Below are 23,652 nucleotides of genomic sequence, written 5' to 3'. Positions count from 1 at the left end.
TATAATTATCAGAAAATTAACAATAAATGTTAGTCTCTTCTTGGTCTTCTTGGTCTAGGTGAATCACCGAAACTTTCAGAACGTCTAGGTGCTCTGTCAGAAGATCCTTCTCCTCTTGGAGCTGAACTTCTTCCACCAAATCCACCTTCTCTTGGAGCAGAGTTTCTGTCGCTTCTGAAACCACCTTCTCTTGGAGCTGAATTTCTGTCGCTTCTAAAACCTCCTGAACCTTCACGTCTTGGAGCAAAATTACCTTCTCTTCTTGGAGCTGAACTTCTTCCTCCACCAAAACTTCCACCTGAACTTCTTCCATTATGGTCACGTCTTCCGCCACCGTCATTTTTAGAAATTTCAACATTGATACGACGTCCTTCTAATTGTACGTTGTTCAATACTTCCATTACTTTATCAGTATGTTCTGGATCCGTGTTAAAGAAAGAGAATCCTTCTTTTACATCTACTTTGAAAACATCATCACGACCTAAGTCAAGAGTTTCTTTCAAGTAGTCTTTTAATGACATCCAATCAAAGTTATCTCTAGAACCGATGTTCACAAAATATCTTGTTGCACCACCATTATTATTTTCTCTTGGAGCACCATCTCTATCATCGCGATCACGTCTTTCAGAACCTGAAGCTTGATTAGAAATATCTCTAGTTTTCTTGTAATAGTTGATAAAACGATTGAACTCAACAGAAACCATTTTCTTGATTAACTCTTCTTTCGTTAAGTCTTCAAGAACATTGTTTATTGCAGGAAGGTAGTTGTCAATTTCGTGATCAACTTCTACATCTTTAATTTTATTCGCTAAATGTAATAATTGGATTTCACAGATTTCAATTCCAGATGGGATTGTTTTTTCTTCGAATTTTTGCTTGATGATTCTTTCGATAGAAGAAATCTTACGCAATTCACTTTTAGTTACAATAACGATAGAAGTACCTAATTTACCAGCACGACCAGTACGACCTGAACGGTGATTATAAGTTTCTATTTCGTCAGGAAGTTGGTAGTTCACTACGTGAGTAATGTTATCAACGTCAATTCCACGTGCTGCAACATCAGTAGCTACAAGCATTTGGATTTGTCTTCCTCTAAAAGATTTCATAACACCATCACGTTGCGCTTGAGATAAATCTCCGTGCAATGCAGCAGCGCTGTATCCATCTTCAACTAATTTTTCAGCTACAGCTTGTGTGTCACGCTTAGTACGACAGAAAACTACTGAGAAAATGTCTGGATTAGCATCGGCTAAACGTTTCAAAGCTTCGTAACGGTCACGAGCATTTACAAGGTAAAACTCATGAGAAACTGTTGCAGAACCTGAATTTTTAGCTCCTACAGTAATTTCGATAGGGTCTTTCATGAATTGTTTTCCAATACGTGCTACTTCAGCAGGCATTGTTGCAGAGAACAACCATGTGTTTTTTTCGTCTGGAGTAGTTGATAAGATGTTTACGATGTCTTCGTAGAATCCCATGTTCAACATTTCATCCGCTTCGTCTAGAATACAAAAATTAATTTGAGAAATGTTTACCAAACCTCTATTAATCATATCTTGCATTCTTCCTGGAGTAGCTACAATAATTTGTGCTCCTCTCTTAATGTCTCTCGCTTGTTCCGTAATGCTAGCTCCACCGTAAACTGCTACCACATTAATACCTTTTTCGTATTTAGAGTAGTTTTTAATTTCGTTGGTAATCTGCAAACACAATTCGCGTGTTGGAGATAAAATCAATGCTTGTGTATTTCTATTGTTGGCATCAATTTTCTGAATAACTGGAAATCCAAATGCTGCCGTTTTCCCTGTCCCTGTCTGAGCCAACGCAACCATATCTGTGTCTTTTTCCAATAATAGGGGAATCGCTTTCTCCTGTACTTCGGTCGGATTCTCAAATCCTAGATCTAAAATCGCCTTCAGTAACGATTCACTCAATCCTAATTGTTCAAATTTATTCATATGTATTTTTAAAATAGGGTGCAAAATTACTGTTTATAATTCAGATAAACTAATGCTATTTTAAGTTTTAATGTTTTATTATTATTTGATTATCAGAAAGTTATATTTTGCTTTCGAGTTTTGGGGTTATGATTTATAATTATAAGAGCTATTTTTCTGCTCGAAATTTAAAATTTTGAATAAAAAATGTTGTATTTCAAACAATTATTCTTTGTTTATTAAAAAGGCAATTAATTGTTGTGTTGCTTTTCCTCTATGACTGATTTTGTTTTTTATTTCTGATGATAGTTGAGCAAAAGTTTCCTGATACCCTTCTGGTTTGAAAATGGGATCATAGCCAAATCCTTTGTCACCCCATTTTTCTTCAGTAATTTTCCCTGTAGCAATTCCTGTAAATAGTTGTTGTTTTCCATCTTTATTTAAAGTAATCACCGTTTTGAATTGTGCATTTCTATTCGATTTCCCTGATAAATCAGTCAACAGTTTATTCATATTGTCGTTTGAATCTTTTTGTTCTCCGGCATATCGGGCGGAGTACACTCCTGGAGCACCATGTAAGGCTTCTACTTCTAGTCCTGTATCATCAGCAAAACAATCATAACCATATTTTTTAGTGACATAGTTTGCTTTTAAAATTGCATTTCCCTCAATAGTATCCGCAGTTTCAGGAATCTCTTCATGACAACCAATGTCTTCCAAACTTAGCAATTGTATTGTTGCTGGAAGTAATTGTTGAATTTCCTTTATTTTATTTTTGTTATTGGACGCGAAAACAAGCTGCATATTTTTAAACTTTATAATTTAGTAAAACAAATATACTATTATTTAAAAGGTATAGAGGTTTCTATTATTTGCGTTTTATCCTTTGTTGAAAACGAATTAGATGTAAATTTCAGTTTTTTTCTTAAAAGTCTATCTTTTTTATAATTTCTAAATAGAATGAGTTAAATTGAGGTTAAACGGTTGTCTTTTATGGATTTGAGTTTTATTTTAATGTATCTTTACTATGTGGTTTTGATTAATTACTTGTGTATTTTTAATCTTCACATAAGATAAAAAAACGCAATAGTCAGCTATACTGTTAGAAGTATGAGTTGATAATGGTAAATCAGAACTTACAACTGGAGGGCTATAGATGCCCTCCTTTTTTTTGGCATAAATAAAATGATTCTCTTTTATTTTTATTAAAAACGAGAGACATTCGTTAAGTTATCTGGAAAATAGAGATCAGATAGTTTAGTGAATTCATCTCCACGCATAAAAATAGAATTATCGACTTCATTATAACTGGATTTACCAGCTGCCGCTAAAAGTTCATTAGCCGCATGTAAAGTGTTTTTATGGAAGTAGTACACTCTTTCAGATTTGTCTGTAACAACTAATCCTTTCATTAACATTTTATCTTGGGTTGCAACACCAGTAGGGCAAGTATTGTTATTGCAACGTAATGCTTGAATACAGCCTAATGAAAACATAAAACCACGGGCACTATTGCACATGTCTGCCCCCATTGCAATTGCTCTAAGAATGGAATAGCCTGAAATAATTTTACCACTTCCTATCACGCGTATTCTATCACGGATATTTAAACTGATTAATGTTTTGTTTACAAAGATCAATGCGGGTTCAAATGGCATACCTACGCCGTCTGAAAATTCAAGAGGAGCTGCCCCTGTACCTCCTTCGGCACCATCAACCGTTATGAAATCAGGAAAACAATTTTGCAGAATCATTTCTTGACAAATTAATTCAAATTCACTGGTTTGGCCAATGCATAGTTTGAATCCAATGGGTTTTCCATTTGATAATTGACGTAGTTGGGCTATAAACTGAATCAAGCCTTCGGGGTTACTAAAAGCAGTGTGACTAGGTGGTGAAAGTATGGTGGTATGGGGTTCTACACCTCTTATTTTTGCGATTTGTTCTGTGTTTTTTGTGGCAGGTAATACACCACCATGTCCAGGTTTTGCTCCTTGAGATAGTTTTATTTCGATCATTTTCACAAAAGGATGATTGGCTTTTTCTTTGAATTTTTCAGCATCAAAATTCCCTTCATTTGTTCGACATCCAAAATATCCAGTACCTATTTGCCAAGTAACATCTCCGCCTTGTAAATGGAATTGAGTTAATCCTCCTTCTCCTGTATTGTGATAAAAGTTTCCTTTTTTAGCTCCTTTATTAAGTGCAATAATGGCATTTTCGCTTAATGAGCCAAAACTCATGGCTGAAATATTCAATAAAGAAGCGGAATAAGGTTGTTTGCAATCTGGGCCACCAACCGTTATTCTTGGGAGTTCATGATTAACTTTTGCTGGAAATATAGAATGTTTGATCCCTTCATAACTAGATTGGTTGATGTCTAATTGCGTCCCAAAAGGGGTTGTAGCATCAATATTTTTGGCTCTTTCATAGGCAAGGGAACGTTCATTTCTAGAAAAAGGTTTGCCGTCTGTTGTTCTTTCAATAAAATATTGCTGAATTTCGGGAGCTATCATTTCAAATAGATATCTAAAATATCCCAGTACAGGGAAGTTTCGTAAAATAGCATGCTTGTGTTGTAAACTATTAAGGAACCCAATAAATAAGAGTGATAATAAAACGATTGATATTACTAGACTTGTATTGAAATAGATATAGAATAGCATGGATAGTAAGAAAGCGATAGTTACAAAAACAAAAAATTTTTTTCTCATGTGAAGATGATTTTAGTGGGAGCACTAAATTAAGAAGAATATAGCTTCTTTATTGATTTATGTAAGATTTTATTGAAAAAATATCTATTTTTATTTTTCAATATATTTGCAATAAAACTAAACTATATTTTATTACGTATATTAATAAATAGTAAAGGTCAAGATATGAGATTGTATAATAATACCACAAAAAGTAAATCCAAAATATTCTTCTTTTTATTCTTCTTTTTTTTAACAAATTCTTATTCTCAATACGTATTTCATTCTAATGATTTACCTAATGTCATTTCGTTGCATAAACAGGCATCGATAATAAATGTAGGCGATAAGACTCTTGACATAGAATATATAATTTCAAACTATGATTCTTTACATCCTCAAGCATTAAAGACTAAAAATGAGGATTTAGGTTTTACAAATGATAATTACTGGGGGAAACTGCAGCTTCAAAACGATAGTGATTCTGTTTTGAATTATTACCTCGAAACGGCTCGCCCGATAACTGATGTGGTTGAATTGTTCCTTATAGACGAGTCAACGGGAGAGATTTTAAAGCAACAAAGTGGAGATAATATTCCTTTCTCAATGCGTTCTTTTGACAATCGGAAGTCGATTTTTAATATTATAATCAAACCAAAAGCGAAAATAAAAATGTTTTTGCATCTTAAAAGTGATGGTGAGGTATTAAAAATGCCTTTGATGTTATATACTTCTAGGAGTTTTATAGACATGATTTCAAATGAGCAGTTTCTATTTGGTATATTCTATGGAATATTAACAATTGCAGCAATAATTTACTTTTTCTTCTTTTTTGCATTGGGTGAAAAAACTTTTTTATATTATAGTTTATATGTAGTTTTTGTTGGTTTATTGCAGTTTTCTTTAGATGGTTTTTTCTTTAAATACATCACCCCAAATGGAGGATGGTTTTCAAATCATGCTGTTTTATTATTAGCTATTGTCGCTGCTTTTTTATCAGGTAAATACAGTGAAGTTTTCTTGAAAATAAAAGATAACAGTAAATCTTTTTATAGATTATTTAATGTTAGTTATGCTACGTTAGGGGTTTTGTTTCTTTGTACACTTTTTATTCCTGCCACTTTATCATTTTGTTATATAGCTGTAAATGTGCTGGCACTAATATTTTTGATTCTAATTGTTTGTTCCGTAATTTACCTTTATTATAAAAAAAAGAAGGTTGATTCTTTATTTACAATTGGTATATTCTTTTTAATTCTTGGGTTCACCGTTTTTATCCTGAATAACTTTGGAATGGTGCCTAATAATTTTATAACTCAAAACAGTTCGAAATTTGGAACTGGATTAGAAATAATTTTTCTTTCGCTTTCGATGTCTAATTTAATCAGAAATCTTAAAAACGAAAAAAATGAATTAAATCGCCTGGCTTTGGTTCGTTCAGAAGAAATGAATGATTTGAAATCTTATTTTTTATCGAATATAAGTCATGAATTAAGAACGCCCTTGAATGCCATAATGAATTTAATTGATTCAGTTTCAAGTGATGTGGAGGATGAAAAAATCAAAAAAAACTGTCAGGTTATAAAGTATTCTTCTCATAGTTTATTAAGCTCCGTAAATGATATTCTTGATTTTTCAAAAATTGAAAAGAACGAATTGAGATTAGAAAGTGTGCCTTTCAATCCTTTGCATACTTTGGAGCGAATTAAAGAAACTGCAGAGTTAAAATCAAAAGACAAGGGATTAGAGTTTAATTTTTCTAAAAGAGAGGGCTTTCCACGTTTAGTTAAGGGAGATGAAATGCGGTTTTCACAAATAGTAAATAACATAATAAGTAATGCTATTAAGTTTACTTCCGAAGGCTTTGTAAATTTCGATATTGAATCTCAAATTAAACCAGATGATAAGGTGAGTTTGATTATTTCCATATCTGATTCCGGTGTTGGTATTAAAAAGGAAAAAATGGATAGTATTTTTGATTCATTCTCTCAAAATAGTATTGATAATAAAAGGAAATTTGGCGGTTTAGGATTGGGACTTTATATTGTAAAAACGTTGGTTGATATGCAAGGAGGAACTATTGTAATGAATAGTTACCCAGGTAAAGGAACCACTTGTAAAATTACGATTGATTTTGAAAGTGTGGAGCAACCAAAATTGGATGTAGTTTCGGCTGAACCTGAAGTGTATGATTTAGAGGGAAAAACAATTTTAGTGGTTGAAGACAATTCAATTAATCAAATGGTGATTAAGATGATTACTAAAAAATGGTTGAATACAAATGTTGTTTATGCGAATAATGGACAAGAGGGATTGGATGCTTTCAAAACCAATACTTTTGATATTGTTTTAATGGATCTGCAAATGCCTGTTATGGATGGTTATGAGGCAACAATTGCGATACGTAATGGTGAAATAGGTTCAGCGTATGCAAACATTCCTATCATAGCGGTAACAGCGGATGTTATGGAAGGCACCAAATTAAGAGTTACAGAAATAGGAATGAATGATTACTTAACAAAACCTATAAAAAAGGAAACGTTGTATCAGGCGATAAAAAAGCTAGTTTAACTAAAACGCAAGCGTACATATACGTGTTTAATTCCTTTCTTGTCAGAATCTCTTTCGTCAATTTCTAGAATATCAGTTAGGGATTTTAACATGGGAGTTAGTTTTGGAAAACCGTAATTTCTAGGATCAAATTCAGGTTTTTTCTTAACAATGAGGTTTCCTACGTCGCCAAGGAAAGCCCAGCCACTATCATCAGCAATATCATCAATGGAGTCTTCGATAAGATCAATTGTAGGTTCGTCAATTTTACTCAGTGGTTTTTGAGTGTTTTTCTCGGCTGCTTTTTCAGTGCTTTTTTCAGTTATTTTTTTCGTTTCCGTATTTGAAACTCTTTTAGGAGTGTTTTTCTTAATTGCACCATCCAGAACTTCAATAAATACAAATCGGTCACAGGCGCTGATAAAAGGTTTTGGTGTTTTTTGTTCTCCAATTCCTATTACTTTCATGCCCGATTCACGCAGGCGTATGGCTAAACGTGTAAAGTCACTATCACTAGATACTATACAGAAACCATCTAGTTTGCCGGAGTACAATAAATCCATGGCGTCAATTATCAAAGCAGAGTCAGAAGAATTTTTTCCAGAGGTATAGCTGTATTGTTGGATAGGAGTAATGGCATGTTCTAATAAAACCCCTTTCCATCCTCCAGCATTTGGACGCGTCCAGTCGGCGTAAATACGTTTGGTTGTTGGAGTTCCGTACTTCGTAATTTCTTCCATCATTCCTTTTACATTACTATAAGGAACATTATCAGCGTCAATAAGGACAGCTAGTTTTAATTCTGTTGGATTTTGTGACATCTATAATTGAGTTGAAATATTATTCAAATATACAAAGTTTATTATTGGAATCGAATTTTTAGCCCTGATAGGAACGGCATCCTTTTACTTTTTTTCTTTAAAAAAGTAAAAGATATAGTGAATAGCAGGAATAGCTACAAAAAATAAATTTACTTTCAAGACTTTTATAAAATATAAATATTTATTTTTGCAACTTCTTAAAATTAAAATTATTACTTAAATATATTATGGTAAAGGATTTATTCGAAAGAATTCAAAACAATAAAGGGCCATTAGGAAAATGGGCTTCACAAGCAGAGGGATATTTTGTTTTTCCAAAACTAGAAGGAGAATTAGGGCCTAGAATGCAGTTTGGCGGAAAAGATATTTTGAATTGGAGTTTGAATGACTACTTAGGTTTAGCGAATCACCCTGAGGTGAGACAAGCGGATACAGATGCAGCAATTCAGTTTGGTGCAGCCTATCCTATGGGAGCGAGAATGATGAGTGGACATACGAAATACCATGAACAATTAGAGGAAGAATTGGCTGCTTTTGTAATGAAAGAATCAGCTTATTTATTGAATTTTGGTTACCAAGGAATGGTGTCTATTATTGATGCTTTGGTTACTAAAAATGATATCATTGTATATGATGTTGATTCACATGCTTGTATTATTGATGGTGTACGTTTGCATATGGGGAAACGTTTTACTTATAAGCACAATGACTTAGAAAGTATGGAAAAAAACCTGCAACGTGCTACTAAAATGGCTGAAACCACTGGTGGGGGTATTTTATTTATTACTGAAGGTGTTTTTGGAATGCGTGGACAACAAGGAAAATTGAAAGAGATTGTTGCAATGAAGCAAAAATACAATTTCCGTTTACTAGTTGATGATGCACACGGTTTTGGTACTCTTGGTAAAACAGGAGCTGGAGCAGGTGAGGAGCAAGGAGTTCAAGATGATATTGATGTTTATTTTTCAACTTTTGCAAAATCAATGGCGAACATTGGTGCTTTTGTAGCTGCGGATAAAGAAATTATTGATTATTTGAAATACAATTTGCGTTCTCAAATGTTTGCTAAATCGTTGCCAATGATCCAAACTCTGGGTTCATTGAAACGTTTAGAATTGTTGCGTAACCACCCAGAATTGAAAGATAAACTTTGGGAAAACGTAAATGCATTGCAAACGGGATTGCGTTCAAGAAATTTCAATATTGGTGATACAAATACCTGTATTACTCCAGTTTATCTTGAAGGAAGTGTACCTGAAGCTATGGTTATGGTAAATGATTTAAGAGAAAATTACGGTATTTTCTTATCAATTGTTATTTATCCGGTGATTCCAAAAGGGATTATCTTGTTAAGAATGATACCTACAGCATCTCATACATTATCAGATATTGATGAAACATTGGTAGCATTTGAAGCAATACGTGAAAAGTTAGAAAACGGTACTTACAAAGAAATTGCATCTAGAACTAAAGTAGATTTAGACGCTTAATTCTTTACTTTTATAATAGTATAAAAAACATCAGCAATCGCTGATGTTTTTTTTTGGACTCATTTAATGTAAGAATTTGTACATTTATAAAAACTAAATGATTGATGAGAAAGGTAATTTTATTAAGTATTTTATTAGGGAGTGTTTTTGTTTCCTGTAAAAAAGAAAAAAAAGAGACTACAACTCTACCAGAAAAGGCTGTTGTTGATACATCCAGTTCTCAGGAATGTTATAGCGCCGTTATTAAAAAAGATACGGTTTATATGACTTTGAATATTAAGGGAGATCAACAGGTTTCAGGGAAATTAAGTTATGTTTTTTATGAAAAGGATAAAAATTTTGGAACATTGGTTGGGAAAATAAAAAAGGATACCCTTTATGCCGATTATACTTTCATGTCCGAAGGTGTAACTTCAATTCGTCAAGTTGTTTTCTTGAAAAAAGGGAATAATTATGTGGAAGGGTACGGAGCAGTTATAGATGATAATAAGGGGGAAGTAATCTTTAAAGATGTGAAAAAATTAAATTTTGATGGAAAGACTATTTTATCAAAAGTAGATTGTAAAATGTAATTCAGTGTTTGTAACCAAATATAAATAGAAAATCCATCAGTCGTGTTGATGGATTTTCTATTTATTGTTTTATTAAAGATTTTTTCGGAAAGTCTTTCTACGGCAATGAATTTCGGGTTTAAAATGTTTCCATAAGTTATGAATTGCAATATTATCTGCTAATTCCGGTGTTCTGAAACAGTTTACAATACCTTTTTCTTTGAACGTATGATAATATTCATTGAATATTATAGCGGTAACTGCTTTGTTTTGAAAATCAGGATGTACACCGATGAGGTAAAAAATCATATCCTTACTTTGCTTTTTAGCTTTTAGTAAATGGATGAATCCAAAAGGGAATAATTTACCATTTGCTTTTTGTAACGCCTTAGAAAAAGAAGGCATAACAATACTAAAAGCAACTATATTATGGTCTTTATCCTCCACAAATTTAATATATTCCGGATTGATTAAACTGATGTATTTTTTCTTAAAATATTCTTTTTGAGTATCTGAAATAGCAACAAATGAAGATAAAGAAGCGTAAGAAGCATTGAATAAATCAAACATTTTATCTACATGCGGCATAACCTCTTTAGTAGTCTTGAAATTAAGCGGACTTAATTGATACCTTCTTTTTACTAAATCATTAGCTTTTTCAAAAAATTCCGGTTTTACATTTTCAAAAGGGAATTTACTTTCTATGTATTCTTTTTCAGTTACATAACCCAATTGCTCAAAGTGTTTTGCATAATACGGGTGATTGTACCAAGTAATCATAGTTCCCAATTGGTCAAATCCCTCAGTAAGCACTCCTACTTTATCTAAATTAGAAAAACCCATTGGGCCTTCAACATGTTCTAGATTGTTTTTTCGGCCTAATTCGTATACTTTTTCAAGCAAGGCTTTAGTCACTTCGATATCATTTATAACATCAAACCAACCAAAACGGACTTTCTTTTTTTGTTGATCGTTTACTTCGCTCCAATTCACAATTGCGGCAATCCTACCTACAATTTCATTGTTTTTATAGGCGATGTAAAAATACGCTTCGGCATTTTCGAATGCAGGATTTTTAGCTTTATCAAATGATTCTAGTTCGTCAGCAATAATGGGTGGAACCCAGAATTCGTTGTTTTTATAGAGGGAAAAAGGAAATTTGATGTAATCCGTCATTTCCTTTTTTGTAATGGCTTCTTTTATTGTAATCATTAAGAAAAATGTTTTGTTTTTAAGACGATACCACGAATATAGCTATCTTTCTAAGAATTAAAAAATACGACATAAAAAAAAGCCCAAATTAATGGGCTTTTGAGTTTGAAAATAGCTATTTATTTTATTTGACTATCGTGATATTATTATTTGTTTGACCTTGTTTTTCAACTTCCCAAACTAAAACATCATTTAACCAAACTTTTTCTAATATAACGTAAGGACCATCATTTCCATTTCCTCTTTTATATTTTGTTTTGATAATATCAGTTTCTATAGAATTCCAATGAATATAAGTAATAGGATACTCTTCGGAAGCATCGCTATTTAAAAAGACACGCATTCCTTTTCCGGTTTCGTTTTCAGACAGTATGCCAAGAAAAAAACCTTTAGGATTGTCTAGTATAGCACTGGGTGTATCATAACCATAACCAAGTTCTTTTCCAGCTATTAGGTATTTTATACTAATGTTATTTTCGGGATATTTATCTGTGTTTAAAATGTTTTCACCAGCACTATTTTTAAGGTACACATTGATATTCGCAGAAATTAAGGTAGCCTGTTTGCTTTCAACATCGTTATTGCAGGAAATACATAGTATTACGGCAGCAAGAATAAAAATTTTTTTCATAATAAATTAGATTTTAAGGTGTTATATTGTATATAATAGTACGATTGTTATTATAAGAAGAAGTTCCTGGGTTAAAATTGTTATATGCATAATATCCATTGTTCTGACCTCCCCATCCCCAATTCATATTTAAATATAATGTAGTTGTAGCAAATCCAGTACAATTTCCAAGATTGTCTCGTTCATAATATGTGTTTCTTTGATATCCGTCGCAAACCCAAGCATGTCCACTTCCAGAGGATGGAAATCCTCCTAGTAAGACAGGTTTATTAGTGTCGATATTATCAGTAATCAGAGTTGAGCTATAAGTTGTAGTATATGATGCATTCGAATATCCAAAAGTATTTTTTAAAGCAGGAACAATATTTATCGCGTATGCTCCAGAACCTTCACAGTTGTATTGCATATTTACCGATAAACCAGCATCTTTCATTAAAAGTTGAGTATCATAAGTTCCATATGTTGTGGGCATATTTGACCAATTGTAAGTATTTGGTTTTTTGAAATAGAATAGTATTTGTGCCATTGCAGTTGCTACACATCCAGTTGGTGCTTTTCCTCCAGGGTTAGAAGGGCAATCATATGGAATTAAATTATTAAAACCATTACCCCATTGGTTCCAGGATGTTTTTAGTAAAGGGCCTTTAGTAATATATAAATCTGCACAAGGAGTTGGGTCTGGATCTATTCTTCCCGTAATACTTTTTAATGGTTGGCTTGGACCAGTTTCATTGATGTCAGTTGTTATTTTTCTCCATTCTAAAGCAATGTTTTTACTCTGTTTAAGATTATGGTCTATAGTATATTGAACCTGCTCTTTTTCGCTTTCCATCCATTCGATAACTGGCTCTGGCGTTTCGGTAAGGTTTGTGTTAAATTTGCCAATATCATAAAATGCTAAAATGGGACTAATTCTATTATCTGCAGCTATTACTATAAAACCACCTTGGTTGTAATTAATCACATAAAAAGCAGTTTCGTTTTTAAGCGTTTTGTAGGTGGTAATGTCTTTAATTGTCTTTGTATTATCTACTCCTTTGCCAGCCTTAGAATTACTGTTTTTGAAAAAATATTGAGCGATATCAATAGCCGTACTTTTATTAACTTCATTAGAAGTGTATAATCTACGATCTCGATTATCGTCTTTACTACAAGAAATTAAAAAAGTAATTCCTAAAAACAATAGTAATGTTGATTTTTTCAACATTTTGACAAGTTTATAACTTGTTCTGTTCTGTTCTGTTCTGTTCTGTTCTGTTCTGTTCTGTTCTGTTTTGTTTTGTTTTGTTTTGTTTTGTTTTGTTTCATTTTATATAGTTTAATTGTTATCATTAAAAAATTAAAATGTGGTATTTAAGTGTTTCAAATGTAGTTAATTATCTTAATGATAAATATATTCTAGTAAAATATTTCTTATATTTTTATTGAATTACGAAATATTATTGTGTGTTTTCTATTTCGTCTTTGCGTTTTTTATTCTTTTTCTCTACTTTCTTTTGAGACTTCGTTTTTTTATTTCCGCCTTTGTCAAGACTCATTCTAACTTCTTGATAATTGGCATCATAGCGCCAAGAAAAACCAATTCCGCCATAGAGAACGGTTGGCGTATCTTTAAAATTAGTGCTTATCGATGCGTCAATTTGCATGTCTTTATTTAATAAATAGGCTGCTCCCCCACGAACAATAGCATCGCTGTAAAAATCACTTTTAAAGCCTTGATTTTCGACAAATCCAGACCATTGATCATTGAATCCTTTGGTTAAAGTTAAAACGTAACCATAACTAGGATAATCAGTTGAAATGTAATCAGCTATAATATTAGTAACAAAAACCCAAGTACCGTCACCTAAATGATTTTGAGTGATCAGCATTATTTTTGGAGAAATACTGGCTTGATTAGTGAAAGAATACGGATTATCAGAAAAGCTGAGGTTAGCTCCAGCAAAAACAGATACGGCAGGAATCATTTGATGCCAGTCAAATTTGTGGTTGGCTTTCCAACTGTAAATGTTTACTTTTTTCTCATAATTTTTGAATGGATCGTAAATTAGATATTTTGCACCTAAAACGGTTTGCTTTAATGCTTTTTTATCGACAACACTATAAGGTGTTGTAAATTTTTCATTTTGATATTGTAAATCTGCTATTAATTCTAATTTTTCCATGAACAATCCCCATCTAAGGGTGAAATCTAAACCAAAACCTTTGGCATCATATCCAAGCAATCTGTGGTTTTCCTTAATTCCGTATAGTCCCGATTCAATTTGGAAAACTGATTTTCCTACTGCAAATGCGGACATGCTTTTGCCGGGTCTATTAGAATTTATTTGATCGGTATGCTGTCCATAATTAAAACTGGGAAGTGTAATTAGGACAAAAAGAAGGGCTGTTTTGAGTTTTGACATATTATTTTTTGGGTTTAAAAGTAATAACGCATTTCAAATGTACTATATTTTATCATTTATTTAAGAATGATATTTTAATTTTGTCCCGAAGTTTCGGGATGGATTTATTAATTTTGTAAAAAATATTATATTATGCAAACTGCCTCTTTTACAGGTTTTATAAGAACATTGTTTTACATACTTGCTTTCTATTACATATTTAAGTTTTTAGCAAAGTTATTTTTGCCTCTATTAGTTAAAAAAGTAGTGGAAAAAGCAGGGCAAAATTTTCAACAGGAACAGCAACGTTCTCAGGGTACTTCATGGAATCAATCACCAACGAATGATGAAGTGATTTATGATACTAAAAACGAAAAAAATCCTCGGGAAACTAAAAAAGTAGGAGAATATGTTGATTACGAAGAAATAGATTAAATTTGTCCTCGTTTACATACACATATTTAAAAAAATAAACTCTCGAAAATTGAAAATAGTAAATAAGTTCTATCCTCACGCGCTAGCCATTGTTGGTTTTTTAATTGTCTCACTTCTTTATTTTTATCCGGTATTACAGGGGAAACAAATTTACCAATCAGATATTGCTCAATATACTGGAATGGCTAAGGAGCAAAATGACTTTAGAGCCTCCGATCATATAGAGCCATATTGGACGAACTCTTCTTTTGGAGGGATGCCTACGTACCAATTAGGTGCTAAATATCCATATGATTTTATTGGGGCAATAGATGATGTTTTACGATTTTTACCGCGTCCTGCCGATTATTTATTTTTGTACTTTCTGGGGTTCTACGGACTGTTATTAGTTCTTAAAACGGATCCGTTAAAAGCTTTCTTTGGTGCTTTAGCTTTTGGTTTTTCTACTTATTTAATTATAATATTGGGTGTTGGTCACAATGCCAAGGCTCATGCGATTGCGTATATGCCACTTGTGATTGCTGGATTTATTTTGGTTTATAGAAAAAAATATGTTGTTGGAGGATTGCTTACTATGTTTGCAACTGCATTGGAAATCAATGCAAACCACTTTCAAATGACCTATTACTTATTAATATTCTTGTTGATACTTTCTGGTTATTTTATTTATTTGGATGTAAAAATCAAGGAGTATAATGCAATTTTAAAATCTTTAGGAGTTTTAGCCGTTGCTGGTATTTTTGCTATTGGAGCTAATGCTACCAATCTTTTAGCAACCTCTGAATATGCAAATTTTAGTATTCGTGGGAAAAGTGAACTAACATACAATCCTGATGGTTCTAAAAACACTACCAATAGTGCTATGACACGTGATTATATTACTGAATACAGTTATGGAGTTACTGAAAGTTTCAATTTGATAGCTCCAAGATTATTTGGAGGTTCTAATCATGAAGCAGTTGGGACTGATAGTAAAATGTATGAATTCATGATTAGTCAGGGCGTTCCAGAAGGGCAAGCCGCCGATTTCACAATGGGACTACCTACCTATTGGGGTGACCAGCCTATTGTTGCAGCACCTGCTTATATAGGAGTTGTTGTTTTCTTTTTAGGAATTTTAGCTTTGTTTATTGATGAACGTAAAATTAAATATGTTTTTCTTTCAGGAGCAGTTGTATCATTGTTACTTTCTTGGGGTAAAAACTTCCCGTTACTGACCAACTTTTTTATTGATTATGTACCTATGTATGATAAGTTTAGGGCTGTTTCATCAATACAAGTTATACTAGAGTTGTGTTTTCCTGTTTTAGCTATAATGGGGTTGCAATCATTCTTTAAATTAGAAAAAGAGAAACAAACTAAAGGGTTATTAGAATCAGGAACTTTAGGTTTAGGAATAATTTTGATTTTGTTTTTATGTAAAAGCATGTTTAGCTTTTCTAGCGCAAATGATGGGTATTATTTAGAAAGTTACGGACCACAATTTGTAGAGGCACTAAAAGGCGACCGAATGAGTTTGTATAGTGCGGACTTGTTGCGATCTGGATTTTTTATTCTATTAGTAGCTGGCGTTTTATGGTTATTCATTAAAAATAAAATAGCTCAAAATACCGCTATCATTTTGGTAGGATTATTTATGGTCTCGGATTTGTTTTTTGTAGATAAAAAATATGTTTCAGCTAAAGATTTTGTTAGTGGAAGAGATGTTGAAGTTCCTTTCCATGAAAAACCTTCTGATACTCAAATTTTAAAGGACACTACTCATTACCGTGTTTTTGAGGCTGGAGATTTAATGGGAGCAAGGACTTCTTATTTTCATAAGTCAATTGGAGGGTATAGTGCTGTAAGGCCTAGAAGAGTGCAACAATTATTTGATTATCAGCTGGCTAAAAACAATTTGGATATACTGAATATGCTAAATGTAAAGTATGTCATTCAAACGGATAAGGAAGGAAAAGAATTTCCAATTGTTAATCCAGATGCCAATGGTAATGCTTGGTTTGTAAATGATGTTAAGTTGGTGAATAAAGCCAATGATGAAATGAAAATGTTGGATAAAATCGATACAAAAAGAACCGCTATTTTCAATATTCATCTGTATGGAGATAAATTTAAAAATGCCAGATTAAAAAGAAACTTAGATACTTCAGGGACTATTAAATTAAAGGTTTACAAACCTAATTATATAAAGTATACATCTACAAATGGAAAAGAAGGTCTAGCCGTTTTCTCTGAAATTTATTATGAAAATGGTTGGAATGCCTATATTGATGGTGTTAAAACAGATCATTTTCCTGTTGATTATGTATTGAGAGCCATGATTGTACCGGGAGGAGAACATACAATTGAGTTCAAATTTGAGCCACAAGTAATTAAAACCGGAAGTATTATAACATTAATTAGTTTAGCTGGAATGTTATTATTGGTAATAGGCGGAGTTTATTTTGAAAGAAAAAATGGATCTAAGATTGTTGATTAACGATTTCAGATTTTGCAGATAGAATAATCTATTTAACTTTAAACTATAAACTTGGAAGCTGAAACTAAAAAAGTTCTAATTATAACGTACTATTGGCCACCAGCTGGAGGTCCAGGTGTGCAACGCTGGTTGAAATTTGTAAAATATTTACCAGAATTTGGAGTTCAACCCATCATTTACATTCCTGAAAACCCAACGTATCCTATTGTGGATACCGATTTAGAAAAAGAAGTTTCGGCTGCTACAGTTATTTTAAAACATAAAATTTTTGAGCCATATCAATTGGCATCTTTTTTTTCTAGATCTAAAACCAAAAAGATAAGTTCAGGGATAATTCCAAATCAAAAAAAACAGTCTTTTTTAGACAAAACGTTCCTATGGATTCGAGGTAATTTATTTATTCCTGATGCTCGTGTATTTTGGGTTAAACCGTCTGTTTCTTTTTTAGAAAAATACATTGCCGAGAATACTATTGATACTATTATTACTTCTGGACCACCACATAGTTTACATCTTATAGGATTAGAATTAAAACAAAAACTAAATTTAAAATGGATTGCTGATTTCCGTGATCCGTGGACCACTATAGGATATCATAAATCACTTCGTTTATCGAATTATGCTGCAAAAAAACATAAAGATTTGGAGTACCAGGTTTTGAATACTGCAGATACTATTATTGTTACCAGTAAAACTACAAAAGCTGAATTTCAAGCAATAACGACAAAGCCGATTGAAGTAATTACCAATGGGTATGACGTGGAAACCATAGCAAATCAGGAATTAGATACTAAGTTTAGCTTGGCTCATATTGGTTCATTCTTATCCGAAAGAAATCCAATTATTTTATGGGAAAGTATAAAAGAATTACTGAACGAAATACCTGATTTTAAAAGACATTTAGAAATAAAATTAATTGGGGCTGTTAGTCAAGAAGTATTGGATGAAATTAAAAATTTTGATTTAGTTCCTTATTTGAAAAACTTAGGATATGTTTCACATGGGGAAGCAATTGTTCATCAAAAAAAGTCACAAGTTTTATTGCTGATCGAAATTGATTCTGAAGATACTAAGAGTATTATTCCTGGAAAATTATTCGAATATATGGTTTCTAATAGACCCATTATTGCGATTGGTCCAAAAGATTCTGATTTTGCCGAAATTATTACCAATACGAATACAGGAGTGTTCTTTAACTATTCTGAAAAAGAGAAGTTAAAAAGTGTACTTTTGGACTTTTATAATCAGTTTTTAGAAGGTAAATTAAAATCCAATGGTGTGGGTTTGCAAAAATATTCCAGAAAAAACTTGACTAAAGAATTAGTACAGCTACTTAATAAATAACATAAAGAGATTATTGGTGTCTCGCAATAGTAAAGAATGGGAATAGTATTAAATCAGTCTTTAAAGAATACAGTAATAACCTATGTTGGTTTTGGAATTGGGGCTGTAAATACAATTTACTTGTATCCTTTCTTTCTTGGTGCAACCTATTATGCACTAACTAATTATGTTCTTTCGGCTTCCAGTATTATTATGCCGCTCTTGGCTTTTGGAATGCAAAATACATTGGTGAAATTTTATTCTCAATGTAAAACAGAACAAGAAGAATCTAAATTTTTGTCTTTTACAGTATTGTTTCCACTGTTATTATCGATTCCCTTATTATTGATTGGATTGTTTTTTTATAGTGATATTTCAGAATTTTTATCAAAAGAAAATCCAATAGTAAAAGAGTATTTGTGGTTGATACCATTTACGGGTTTATGCATGGCTTATTTCGAAATATTTTATGCATGGGCTAGGGTTCATATGCATTCAGTTTTTGGTAATTTTATTAAAGAAGTTGGTTTGCGTTCGTTTTCATTATTGACATTGGTTGGAGTTTATTATAATTGGATTTCGGTTATTCAATTTGTGTATGTTACCGCAGGGATTTATTTTGTTGCATTTATTGTAACAATGCTGTATGCCTTTTACTTAAAAAAACCTAATTTTCAATTTTCCATTCCACATAATGCGAAGGAAATTATGGTCTATACTTTTTTTATTATTTTATCTGGAAGTGTAGCTACTTTACTTTTAGATATTGATAAACTAATGCTCAATCAATACATTAAAATTGAAAATATAGCTTATTATTCTGTGGCAACCTATATTGCACTAGTTATTTCTGTTCCTAGTCGTGCAATGCATCAAATTGTGTATCCAATAACTGCAAAATTAATGCACGAAGACAAGCATGAAGAAATGAATAGTTTGTACAAGAAAACGTCTATTAATTTACAAGTAGTGGGTGGGTTTGTAATGTTGTGCATTTTTGTGAACATAAGTCAACTGTATGAAATGGTTCCAAAGGAATACAGCGGTGGTATATTAGTTGTCTTTATGATTGGGTTATCCAAGTATTTTGATTTAATATTGGGGAACAATAATGCTATAATTTTCAATACAAAATACTATCGTGCCGTTTTGTTTTTAGGAGTAGTACTGGTTTTTTTAACTATTGGATTAAATATGATTTTTATTCCTATTTATGGAATTTTGGGTTCTGCTTTTGCGACTTTATTATCCATCACGTTATATAGTTTGGCAAAATTAATGTTTGTAGTAAAACGATTGCACTTGTATCCTTTTACAAACCAAACTTTATATTCAATGGCACTAACACTTGTATTATTTGTATTATTTTATTTTTGGCAATTTCCCTTTAATCCCATTATTGCAATAGGGTTAAAATCGATTCTGGTAACTATTTCATATGTTTACCTTAATTATAAATTTGTCATTTCTAACGAAATAAATCAAGTGATAAATAATCTTTTAAAAAGGTTAAAAATAAATATATAATTAGGCCCGAAATCTTGAGGATCTAAAAAATATTTTTCAGATTGATTAATTTTTTAAAAAAAGCAACTACAACTCAAATTGTAGTTGCTTTTTTTAATCCTATTTGTATCTCTTGTATCTCTCGTTAAATTAATGCTATACAGTGTTTTAGATTACTGTGAATTTTATAAACTTATAGTTTTAATTTGTAATATTTTATCTTTTTATAAGAAATACATTTGTAAATAATTAGTAAGAACAGATTCTAATGCTTTGCAAAGTTTTTTGAAATATCACTAAAAGTGGGTATTGTGGCAACTAGAAAAACTGTTTAATTTTATATCCTATTTATAAAAGGATCCGTTGACGATTTTACTAGGTAAATAAAAACAATTATAGCGATGAAAATTAATACAATTACTCCAGAAGAAAATTTTTCTAAATTCACGAAAATTTTGAAAGAAAAAATGAATAATGGTTTTACTGTAGTGGAAAGAAATGATAAATTACCTTTTGCTGTTTTATCAAAGAAGGGGAAAAAAGTGAACCATAATTTCAATTTTTTAATTTCATGTATCACTTTTGGACTGTGGTCATTGCCATGGTTTTATTTGTATTGTGTGTCTAATAAAGAAAAAGTAATATTAATTGCTATTGACGAAGATGGTAATCCATTTGAAGATAAATGCTTTAGTTAATAGTTAGTCTATAAAATAGAAAAACTCCTATACTTGTTTAATTTTAAACAGAATAGGAGTTTTTTTTGCTCAAGTGTTAAAGCTTATATTTTATCTTTTAAATATTTACCTGTAACGGATTCTTTTATTTTTACAATTTGTTCAGGTGTTCCAACTGCTAAAAGTTTCCCTCCATTTTCCCCACCTTCAGGACCTAAATCAATAATCCAATCGGCGCATTTAATTAGGTCTAGATTGTGTTCAATAACAAGTATGGAATGTCCTTTTTCAATTAAAGCATCAAAGGACGCTAATAGTTTCTTAATATCATGAAAATGCAATCCTGTCGTAGGTTCATCAAATACGAATAGTGCTCTGTCTTTTGTAGCGCCTTTTACAAGGAAAGAAGCTAGTTTTATTCGTTGTGCTTCTCCACCAGACAAAGTGGATGAGGACTGTCCTAATTGAACATATCCCAATCCTACGTCTTGTAACGGTTTTAGTTTTTGAGTAATCTTATGTTGCTGATTAGTTTCAAAGAAAGCGACAGCATCATCAATAGTCAGTGTTAGAATATCATGTATATTTTTGCCTACAAATGTTACTTCAAGGACTTCTTTTTTAAATCGTTTTCCATTACAAGTTTCACATGGTAATTGTACATCGGCCATAAATACCATTTCAACATTAATAGAACCTTCTCCTTTACAAGTTTCACAACGGCCACCATCTACGTTAAAAGAAAAATGTTTGGGTAGATACCCTCTTATTTTAGATAACTTTTCTTTGGCAAATAATTCTCTAATGTCATCGTATGCTTTGATATAGGTTACTGGATTAGAACGGGAACTTCGCCCAATTGGGTTTTGATCCACATATTCGATATGTTTTATATGTGAAAACGAACCTTTTATTTCACTAAACTGACCTGCTTTTTCACCTGCATTGTCCAGTTTTTTCTGCATCGCCGGAAACAAAATTTTCTTAATAAGCGTACTTTTTCCACTTCCAGAAACTCCCGTTATAACCGTTAATACATCCAATGGAAAAGTAACATCAATATTTTGCAAATTGTTTTCTCTCGCTCCTTTTATTTCTATAAAATTCTTAAATGGTCTTCGTTTTTTGGGAACCGCGATTTCGAGTTCGCCATTTAAATATTTAGCCGTTAAAGAAGTTGACTTCAGGATTTCGTTATAGCTTCCTTGCGCGACTAATTTACCGCCAAAGGTTCCTGCTTCTGGTCCAATATCGATAATCATATCGGCTGCTTTCATAATATCTTCATCGTGTTCCACCACAATTACAGTATTTCCCAAATCACGTAATGAAATCAATACTTTTATCAAGCGTTCTGTATCTTTTGGGTGTAACCCAATACTAGGTTCGTCCAAAATGTACATGGAACCAACCAAGCTACTTCCTAAAGAGGTGGCTAAATTAATTCGTTGCGACTCACCACCTGATAGCGTAGATGAATTTCGATTCAATGTCAAATAATCCAACCCTACTTCGGTTAAAAATGATAATCTGTTATTGATTTCCAATAACAAGCGTTTAGCAATTTGTTGTTCATAAACATCTAATTTTAAATTTTTAAAAAAAGCAACTAAATGTTTAATAGGTAAATCCACTAAATCTGAAACCGTTTTATCATTTATTTTTACATAAGAGGCCTCAATTCGAAGTCGTTTTCCTTTACAAGAATGGCATTTGGTTTTACCACGGTAACGAGAAAGCATGACGCGGTTTTGAATTTTATAATTTTTTTCTTCTAGTTCTTTAAAGAAATCATTGAGTCCTTGAAAATAGGAGTTACCCGTCCAGATTAATTCTTTTTGTTCATCCGTTAATTGAAAAAATGGTTTGTGGATAGGAAAGTCAAATTTATATGCATTATTAACTAATTCGTCTCTAAACCAACTCATACTTTCCCCACGCCAAGGAAAAATAGTATTTTCAAATATTGATAAAGTGGTATTGGGTACAACCAATTCAGCATCAATTCCTATAATGTTTCCATATCCTTCACATACAGGACAAGCTCCGTAAGGATTGTTGAAACTGAATAAATGAACATTAGGCTCCAAAAAAGTTATTCCATCTAATTCAAAATTATTAGAATAAGAATATCTTTTTTCAGAGTTTAACTCCTGTAAATAGCAAATTCCTTTTCCTTCATAAAAAGCGGTTTGCACGGCATCAGCAAGACGATTAAAAAACTCTTCTTCCTCTTTAACTACAATTCTGTCAATAATAAGGGTTATATCTTTATTATCTAATGAATGCTGATCAATTTCGTCCAAACGAACCATTGTATTGTCAACTAAGATTCTTGAAAAACCTTGTTGTAACAATACCTTTAGTTTGTCTTCTAGTTTCCTACCTTCTTCTAGGTGAATGGGAGCGAGAAGCAACCATTTACTATCTAGGGTAAAATTTTGTACATCAGTAATAACATCTGTAACGGTATTTTTTTTTACTTCTTGACCAGAAATAGGGGAGAATGTTCTCCCAATTCTAGCAAAAAGCAATTTCATGTAATCATAAATTTCCGTAGAAGTTCCAACGGTAGATCGTGCATTTGTCGTATTTACTTTTTGTTCAATGGCAATAGCGGGAGCAATGCCCTTGATGTATTCTACTTTTGGCTTGTCTAATCGTCCAAGAAATTGTCTTGCATAGGAAGATAAACTTTCTACATAGCGGCGTTGTCCTTCGGCATACAAAGTATCAAAAGCCAAACTCGATTTTCCAGAACCAGAAAGTCCAGTAATAACTACCAATTTGTTTCTAGGAATTACCACATCTACACTTTTTAAATTGTGTACCTCGGCTCCTTTAATTATAATGTTTTTTTTGGGGTCTATTTTGGAAAAATCAACTTGCATAAGAAATGGTATATTTTTACAAAAGTAATCATTTTTCATTGGGGAAAAGCGGGTGAACAATTCACAAAT

General features: G+C 32.1%; 17 protein-coding genes. 8 read left to right on the top strand and 9 right to left on the bottom strand.

Annotated elements, in window-relative coordinates; genetic code table 11:
* Window positions 1–29 precede the first annotated feature (29 nt).
* The 3 genes from AB3G34_RS09760 to AB3G34_RS09750 form a co-directional block, all read right to left on the bottom strand.
* Window positions 30–1,961, bottom strand: coding sequence for a DEAD/DEAH box helicase (locus AB3G34_RS09760; protein ID WP_367754466.1), 1,932 nt, complete (start codon window positions 1,959–1,961; stop codon window positions 30–32).
* 204 nt (window positions 1,962–2,165) lie between these two features.
* A complete protein-coding gene (locus AB3G34_RS09755; RefSeq protein WP_369752318.1) occupies window positions 2,166–2,744 on the bottom strand; it encodes a non-canonical purine NTP diphosphatase in 579 nt (192 codons plus the stop codon).
* 401 nt (window positions 2,745–3,145) lie between these two features.
* On the bottom strand, window positions 3,146–4,654 hold the full coding sequence (locus AB3G34_RS09750; protein WP_369752316.1) for an FMN-binding glutamate synthase family protein: 1,509 nt from the start codon (window positions 4,652–4,654) through the stop codon (window positions 3,146–3,148).
* 165 nt (window positions 4,655–4,819) lie between these two features.
* On the opposite strand from AB3G34_RS09750, the gene AB3G34_RS09745 reads away from it, so the two are divergent.
* A complete protein-coding gene (locus AB3G34_RS09745) occupies window positions 4,820–7,204 on the top strand; it encodes a 7TM diverse intracellular signaling domain-containing protein (RefSeq protein ID WP_369752315.1) in 2,385 nt (794 codons plus the stop codon).
* Here the strand turns inward: AB3G34_RS09745 and AB3G34_RS09740 are convergent.
* Window positions 7,201–8,004, bottom strand: a complete 804-nt coding sequence (locus tag AB3G34_RS09740; protein WP_369752314.1) for an NYN domain-containing protein — start codon at window positions 8,002–8,004, stop codon at window positions 7,201–7,203. The two genes, AB3G34_RS09745 and AB3G34_RS09740, sit on opposite strands and share 4 nt — an antisense overlap.
* Window positions 8,005–8,231: 227 nt before the next feature.
* Here AB3G34_RS09740 and AB3G34_RS09735 point away from each other — a divergent pair, with 227 nt between their 5' ends.
* On the top strand, window positions 8,232–9,494 hold the full coding sequence (locus AB3G34_RS09735) for an aminotransferase class I/II-fold pyridoxal phosphate-dependent enzyme (RefSeq protein ID WP_367771286.1): 1,263 nt from the start codon (window positions 8,232–8,234) through the stop codon (window positions 9,492–9,494).
* Between the two features lie 104 nt (window positions 9,495–9,598).
* Window positions 9,599–10,066 (top strand): hypothetical protein, encoded by a 468-nt coding sequence (locus AB3G34_RS09730; RefSeq protein WP_369752313.1) that lies wholly within the window; start codon window positions 9,599–9,601, stop codon window positions 10,064–10,066.
* 72 nt (window positions 10,067–10,138) lie between these two features.
* On the opposite strand, the gene AB3G34_RS09725 is transcribed toward AB3G34_RS09730, so the two are convergent.
* From AB3G34_RS09725 to AB3G34_RS09710, 4 genes are all read right to left on the bottom strand, one after another.
* A complete protein-coding gene (locus AB3G34_RS09725) occupies window positions 10,139–11,257 on the bottom strand; it encodes a GTP cyclohydrolase (protein ID WP_369752311.1) in 1,119 nt (372 codons plus the stop codon).
* A gap of 124 nt (window positions 11,258–11,381) precedes the next feature.
* Window positions 11,382–11,888, bottom strand: coding sequence for a hypothetical protein (locus AB3G34_RS09720; RefSeq protein WP_369752309.1), 507 nt, complete (start codon window positions 11,886–11,888; stop codon window positions 11,382–11,384).
* A gap of 13 nt (window positions 11,889–11,901) precedes the next feature.
* A complete protein-coding gene (locus AB3G34_RS09715) occupies window positions 11,902–13,095 on the bottom strand; it encodes a C10 family peptidase (RefSeq protein WP_369752306.1) in 1,194 nt (397 codons plus the stop codon).
* Between the two features lie 232 nt (window positions 13,096–13,327).
* A complete protein-coding gene (locus AB3G34_RS09710) occupies window positions 13,328–14,293 on the bottom strand; it encodes a transporter (protein ID WP_367754436.1) in 966 nt (321 codons plus the stop codon).
* A gap of 132 nt (window positions 14,294–14,425) precedes the next feature.
* Between AB3G34_RS09710 and AB3G34_RS09705 the strand changes: the two genes are divergently transcribed.
* The 5 genes from AB3G34_RS09705 (at window position 14,426) to AB3G34_RS09685 (ending at window position 20,713) form a co-directional block, all read left to right on the top strand.
* Complete coding sequence (locus tag AB3G34_RS09705; protein ID WP_367754434.1) at window positions 14,426–14,707, top strand: DUF4834 family protein; 282 nt, start codon at window positions 14,426–14,428, stop codon at window positions 14,705–14,707.
* Between the two features lie 49 nt (window positions 14,708–14,756).
* Entirely contained in the window at window positions 14,757–17,186 is a 2,430-nt protein-coding gene (locus tag AB3G34_RS09700) for a YfhO family protein (RefSeq protein WP_369752304.1), read from the top strand.
* Window positions 17,187–17,237: 51 nt separating this feature from the next.
* Window positions 17,238–18,530, top strand: coding sequence for a glycosyltransferase family 4 protein (locus AB3G34_RS09695; protein WP_367771267.1), 1,293 nt, complete (start codon window positions 17,238–17,240; stop codon window positions 18,528–18,530).
* A 36-nt stretch (window positions 18,531–18,566) separates the two neighbouring features.
* Window positions 18,567–20,036, top strand: a complete 1,470-nt coding sequence (locus AB3G34_RS09690; RefSeq protein ID WP_367771264.1) for a lipopolysaccharide biosynthesis protein — start codon at window positions 18,567–18,569, stop codon at window positions 20,034–20,036.
* Window positions 20,037–20,416: 380 nt separating this feature from the next.
* Window positions 20,417–20,713 carry a hypothetical protein gene (locus tag AB3G34_RS09685; RefSeq protein WP_367754426.1) on the top strand — a complete coding sequence of 99 codons (297 nt, stop codon included), beginning with the start codon at window positions 20,417–20,419 and terminating at the stop codon, window positions 20,711–20,713.
* 83 nt (window positions 20,714–20,796) lie between these two features.
* Here AB3G34_RS09685 and uvrA read toward each other — a convergent pair whose 3' ends face one another.
* Window positions 20,797–23,583 carry an excinuclease ABC subunit UvrA gene (gene uvrA, locus AB3G34_RS09680; RefSeq protein ID WP_369752303.1) on the bottom strand — a complete coding sequence of 929 codons (2,787 nt, stop codon included), beginning with the start codon at window positions 23,581–23,583 and terminating at the stop codon, window positions 20,797–20,799.
* Between the last annotated feature and the right edge of the window lie 69 nt (window positions 23,584–23,652).

This window comes from Flavobacterium sp. WC2409 (assembly GCF_041200085.1).
Lineage (GTDB): Bacteria > Bacteroidota > Bacteroidia > Flavobacteriales > Flavobacteriaceae > Flavobacterium.
This window is presented reverse-complemented; position numbering and strand designations above follow the sequence as displayed.

Bases quoted from the DNA above. Each gene is read 5' to 3' on its own strand.
- AB3G34_RS09760 (WP_367754466.1), bottom strand. From the start codon at position 1,961: ATGAATAAATTTGAACAATTAGGATTGAGTGAATCGTTACTGAAGGCG.
- AB3G34_RS09755 (WP_369752318.1), bottom strand. From the start codon at position 2,744: ATGCAGCTTGTTTTCGCGTCCAATAACAAAAATAAAATAAAGGAAATT.
- AB3G34_RS09750 (WP_369752316.1), bottom strand. From the start codon at position 4,654: ATGAGAAAAAAATTTTTTGTTTTTGTAACTATCGCTTTCTTACTATCC.
- AB3G34_RS09745 (WP_369752315.1), top strand. From the start codon at position 4,820: ATGAGATTGTATAATAATACCACAAAAAGTAAATCCAAAATATTCTTC.
- AB3G34_RS09740 (WP_369752314.1), bottom strand. From the start codon at position 8,004: ATGTCACAAAATCCAACAGAATTAAAACTAGCTGTCCTTATTGACGCT.
- AB3G34_RS09735 (WP_367771286.1), top strand. From the start codon at position 8,232: ATGGTAAAGGATTTATTCGAAAGAATTCAAAACAATAAAGGGCCATTA.
- AB3G34_RS09730 (WP_369752313.1), top strand. From the start codon at position 9,599: ATGAGAAAGGTAATTTTATTAAGTATTTTATTAGGGAGTGTTTTTGTT.
- AB3G34_RS09725 (WP_369752311.1), bottom strand. From the start codon at position 11,257: ATGATTACAATAAAAGAAGCCATTACAAAAAAGGAAATGACGGATTAC.
- AB3G34_RS09720 (WP_369752309.1), bottom strand. From the start codon at position 11,888: ATGAAAAAAATTTTTATTCTTGCTGCCGTAATACTATGTATTTCCTGC.
- AB3G34_RS09715 (WP_369752306.1), bottom strand. From the start codon at position 13,095: ATGTTGAAAAAATCAACATTACTATTGTTTTTAGGAATTACTTTTTTA.
- AB3G34_RS09710 (WP_367754436.1), bottom strand. From the start codon at position 14,293: ATGTCAAAACTCAAAACAGCCCTTCTTTTTGTCCTAATTACACTTCCC.
- AB3G34_RS09705 (WP_367754434.1), top strand. From the start codon at position 14,426: ATGCAAACTGCCTCTTTTACAGGTTTTATAAGAACATTGTTTTACATA.
- AB3G34_RS09690 (WP_367771264.1), top strand. From the start codon at position 18,567: ATGGGAATAGTATTAAATCAGTCTTTAAAGAATACAGTAATAACCTAT.
- AB3G34_RS09685 (WP_367754426.1), top strand. From the start codon at position 20,417: ATGAAAATTAATACAATTACTCCAGAAGAAAATTTTTCTAAATTCACG.
- uvrA (WP_369752303.1), bottom strand. From the start codon at position 23,583: ATGCAAGTTGATTTTTCCAAAATAGACCCCAAAAAAAACATTATAATT.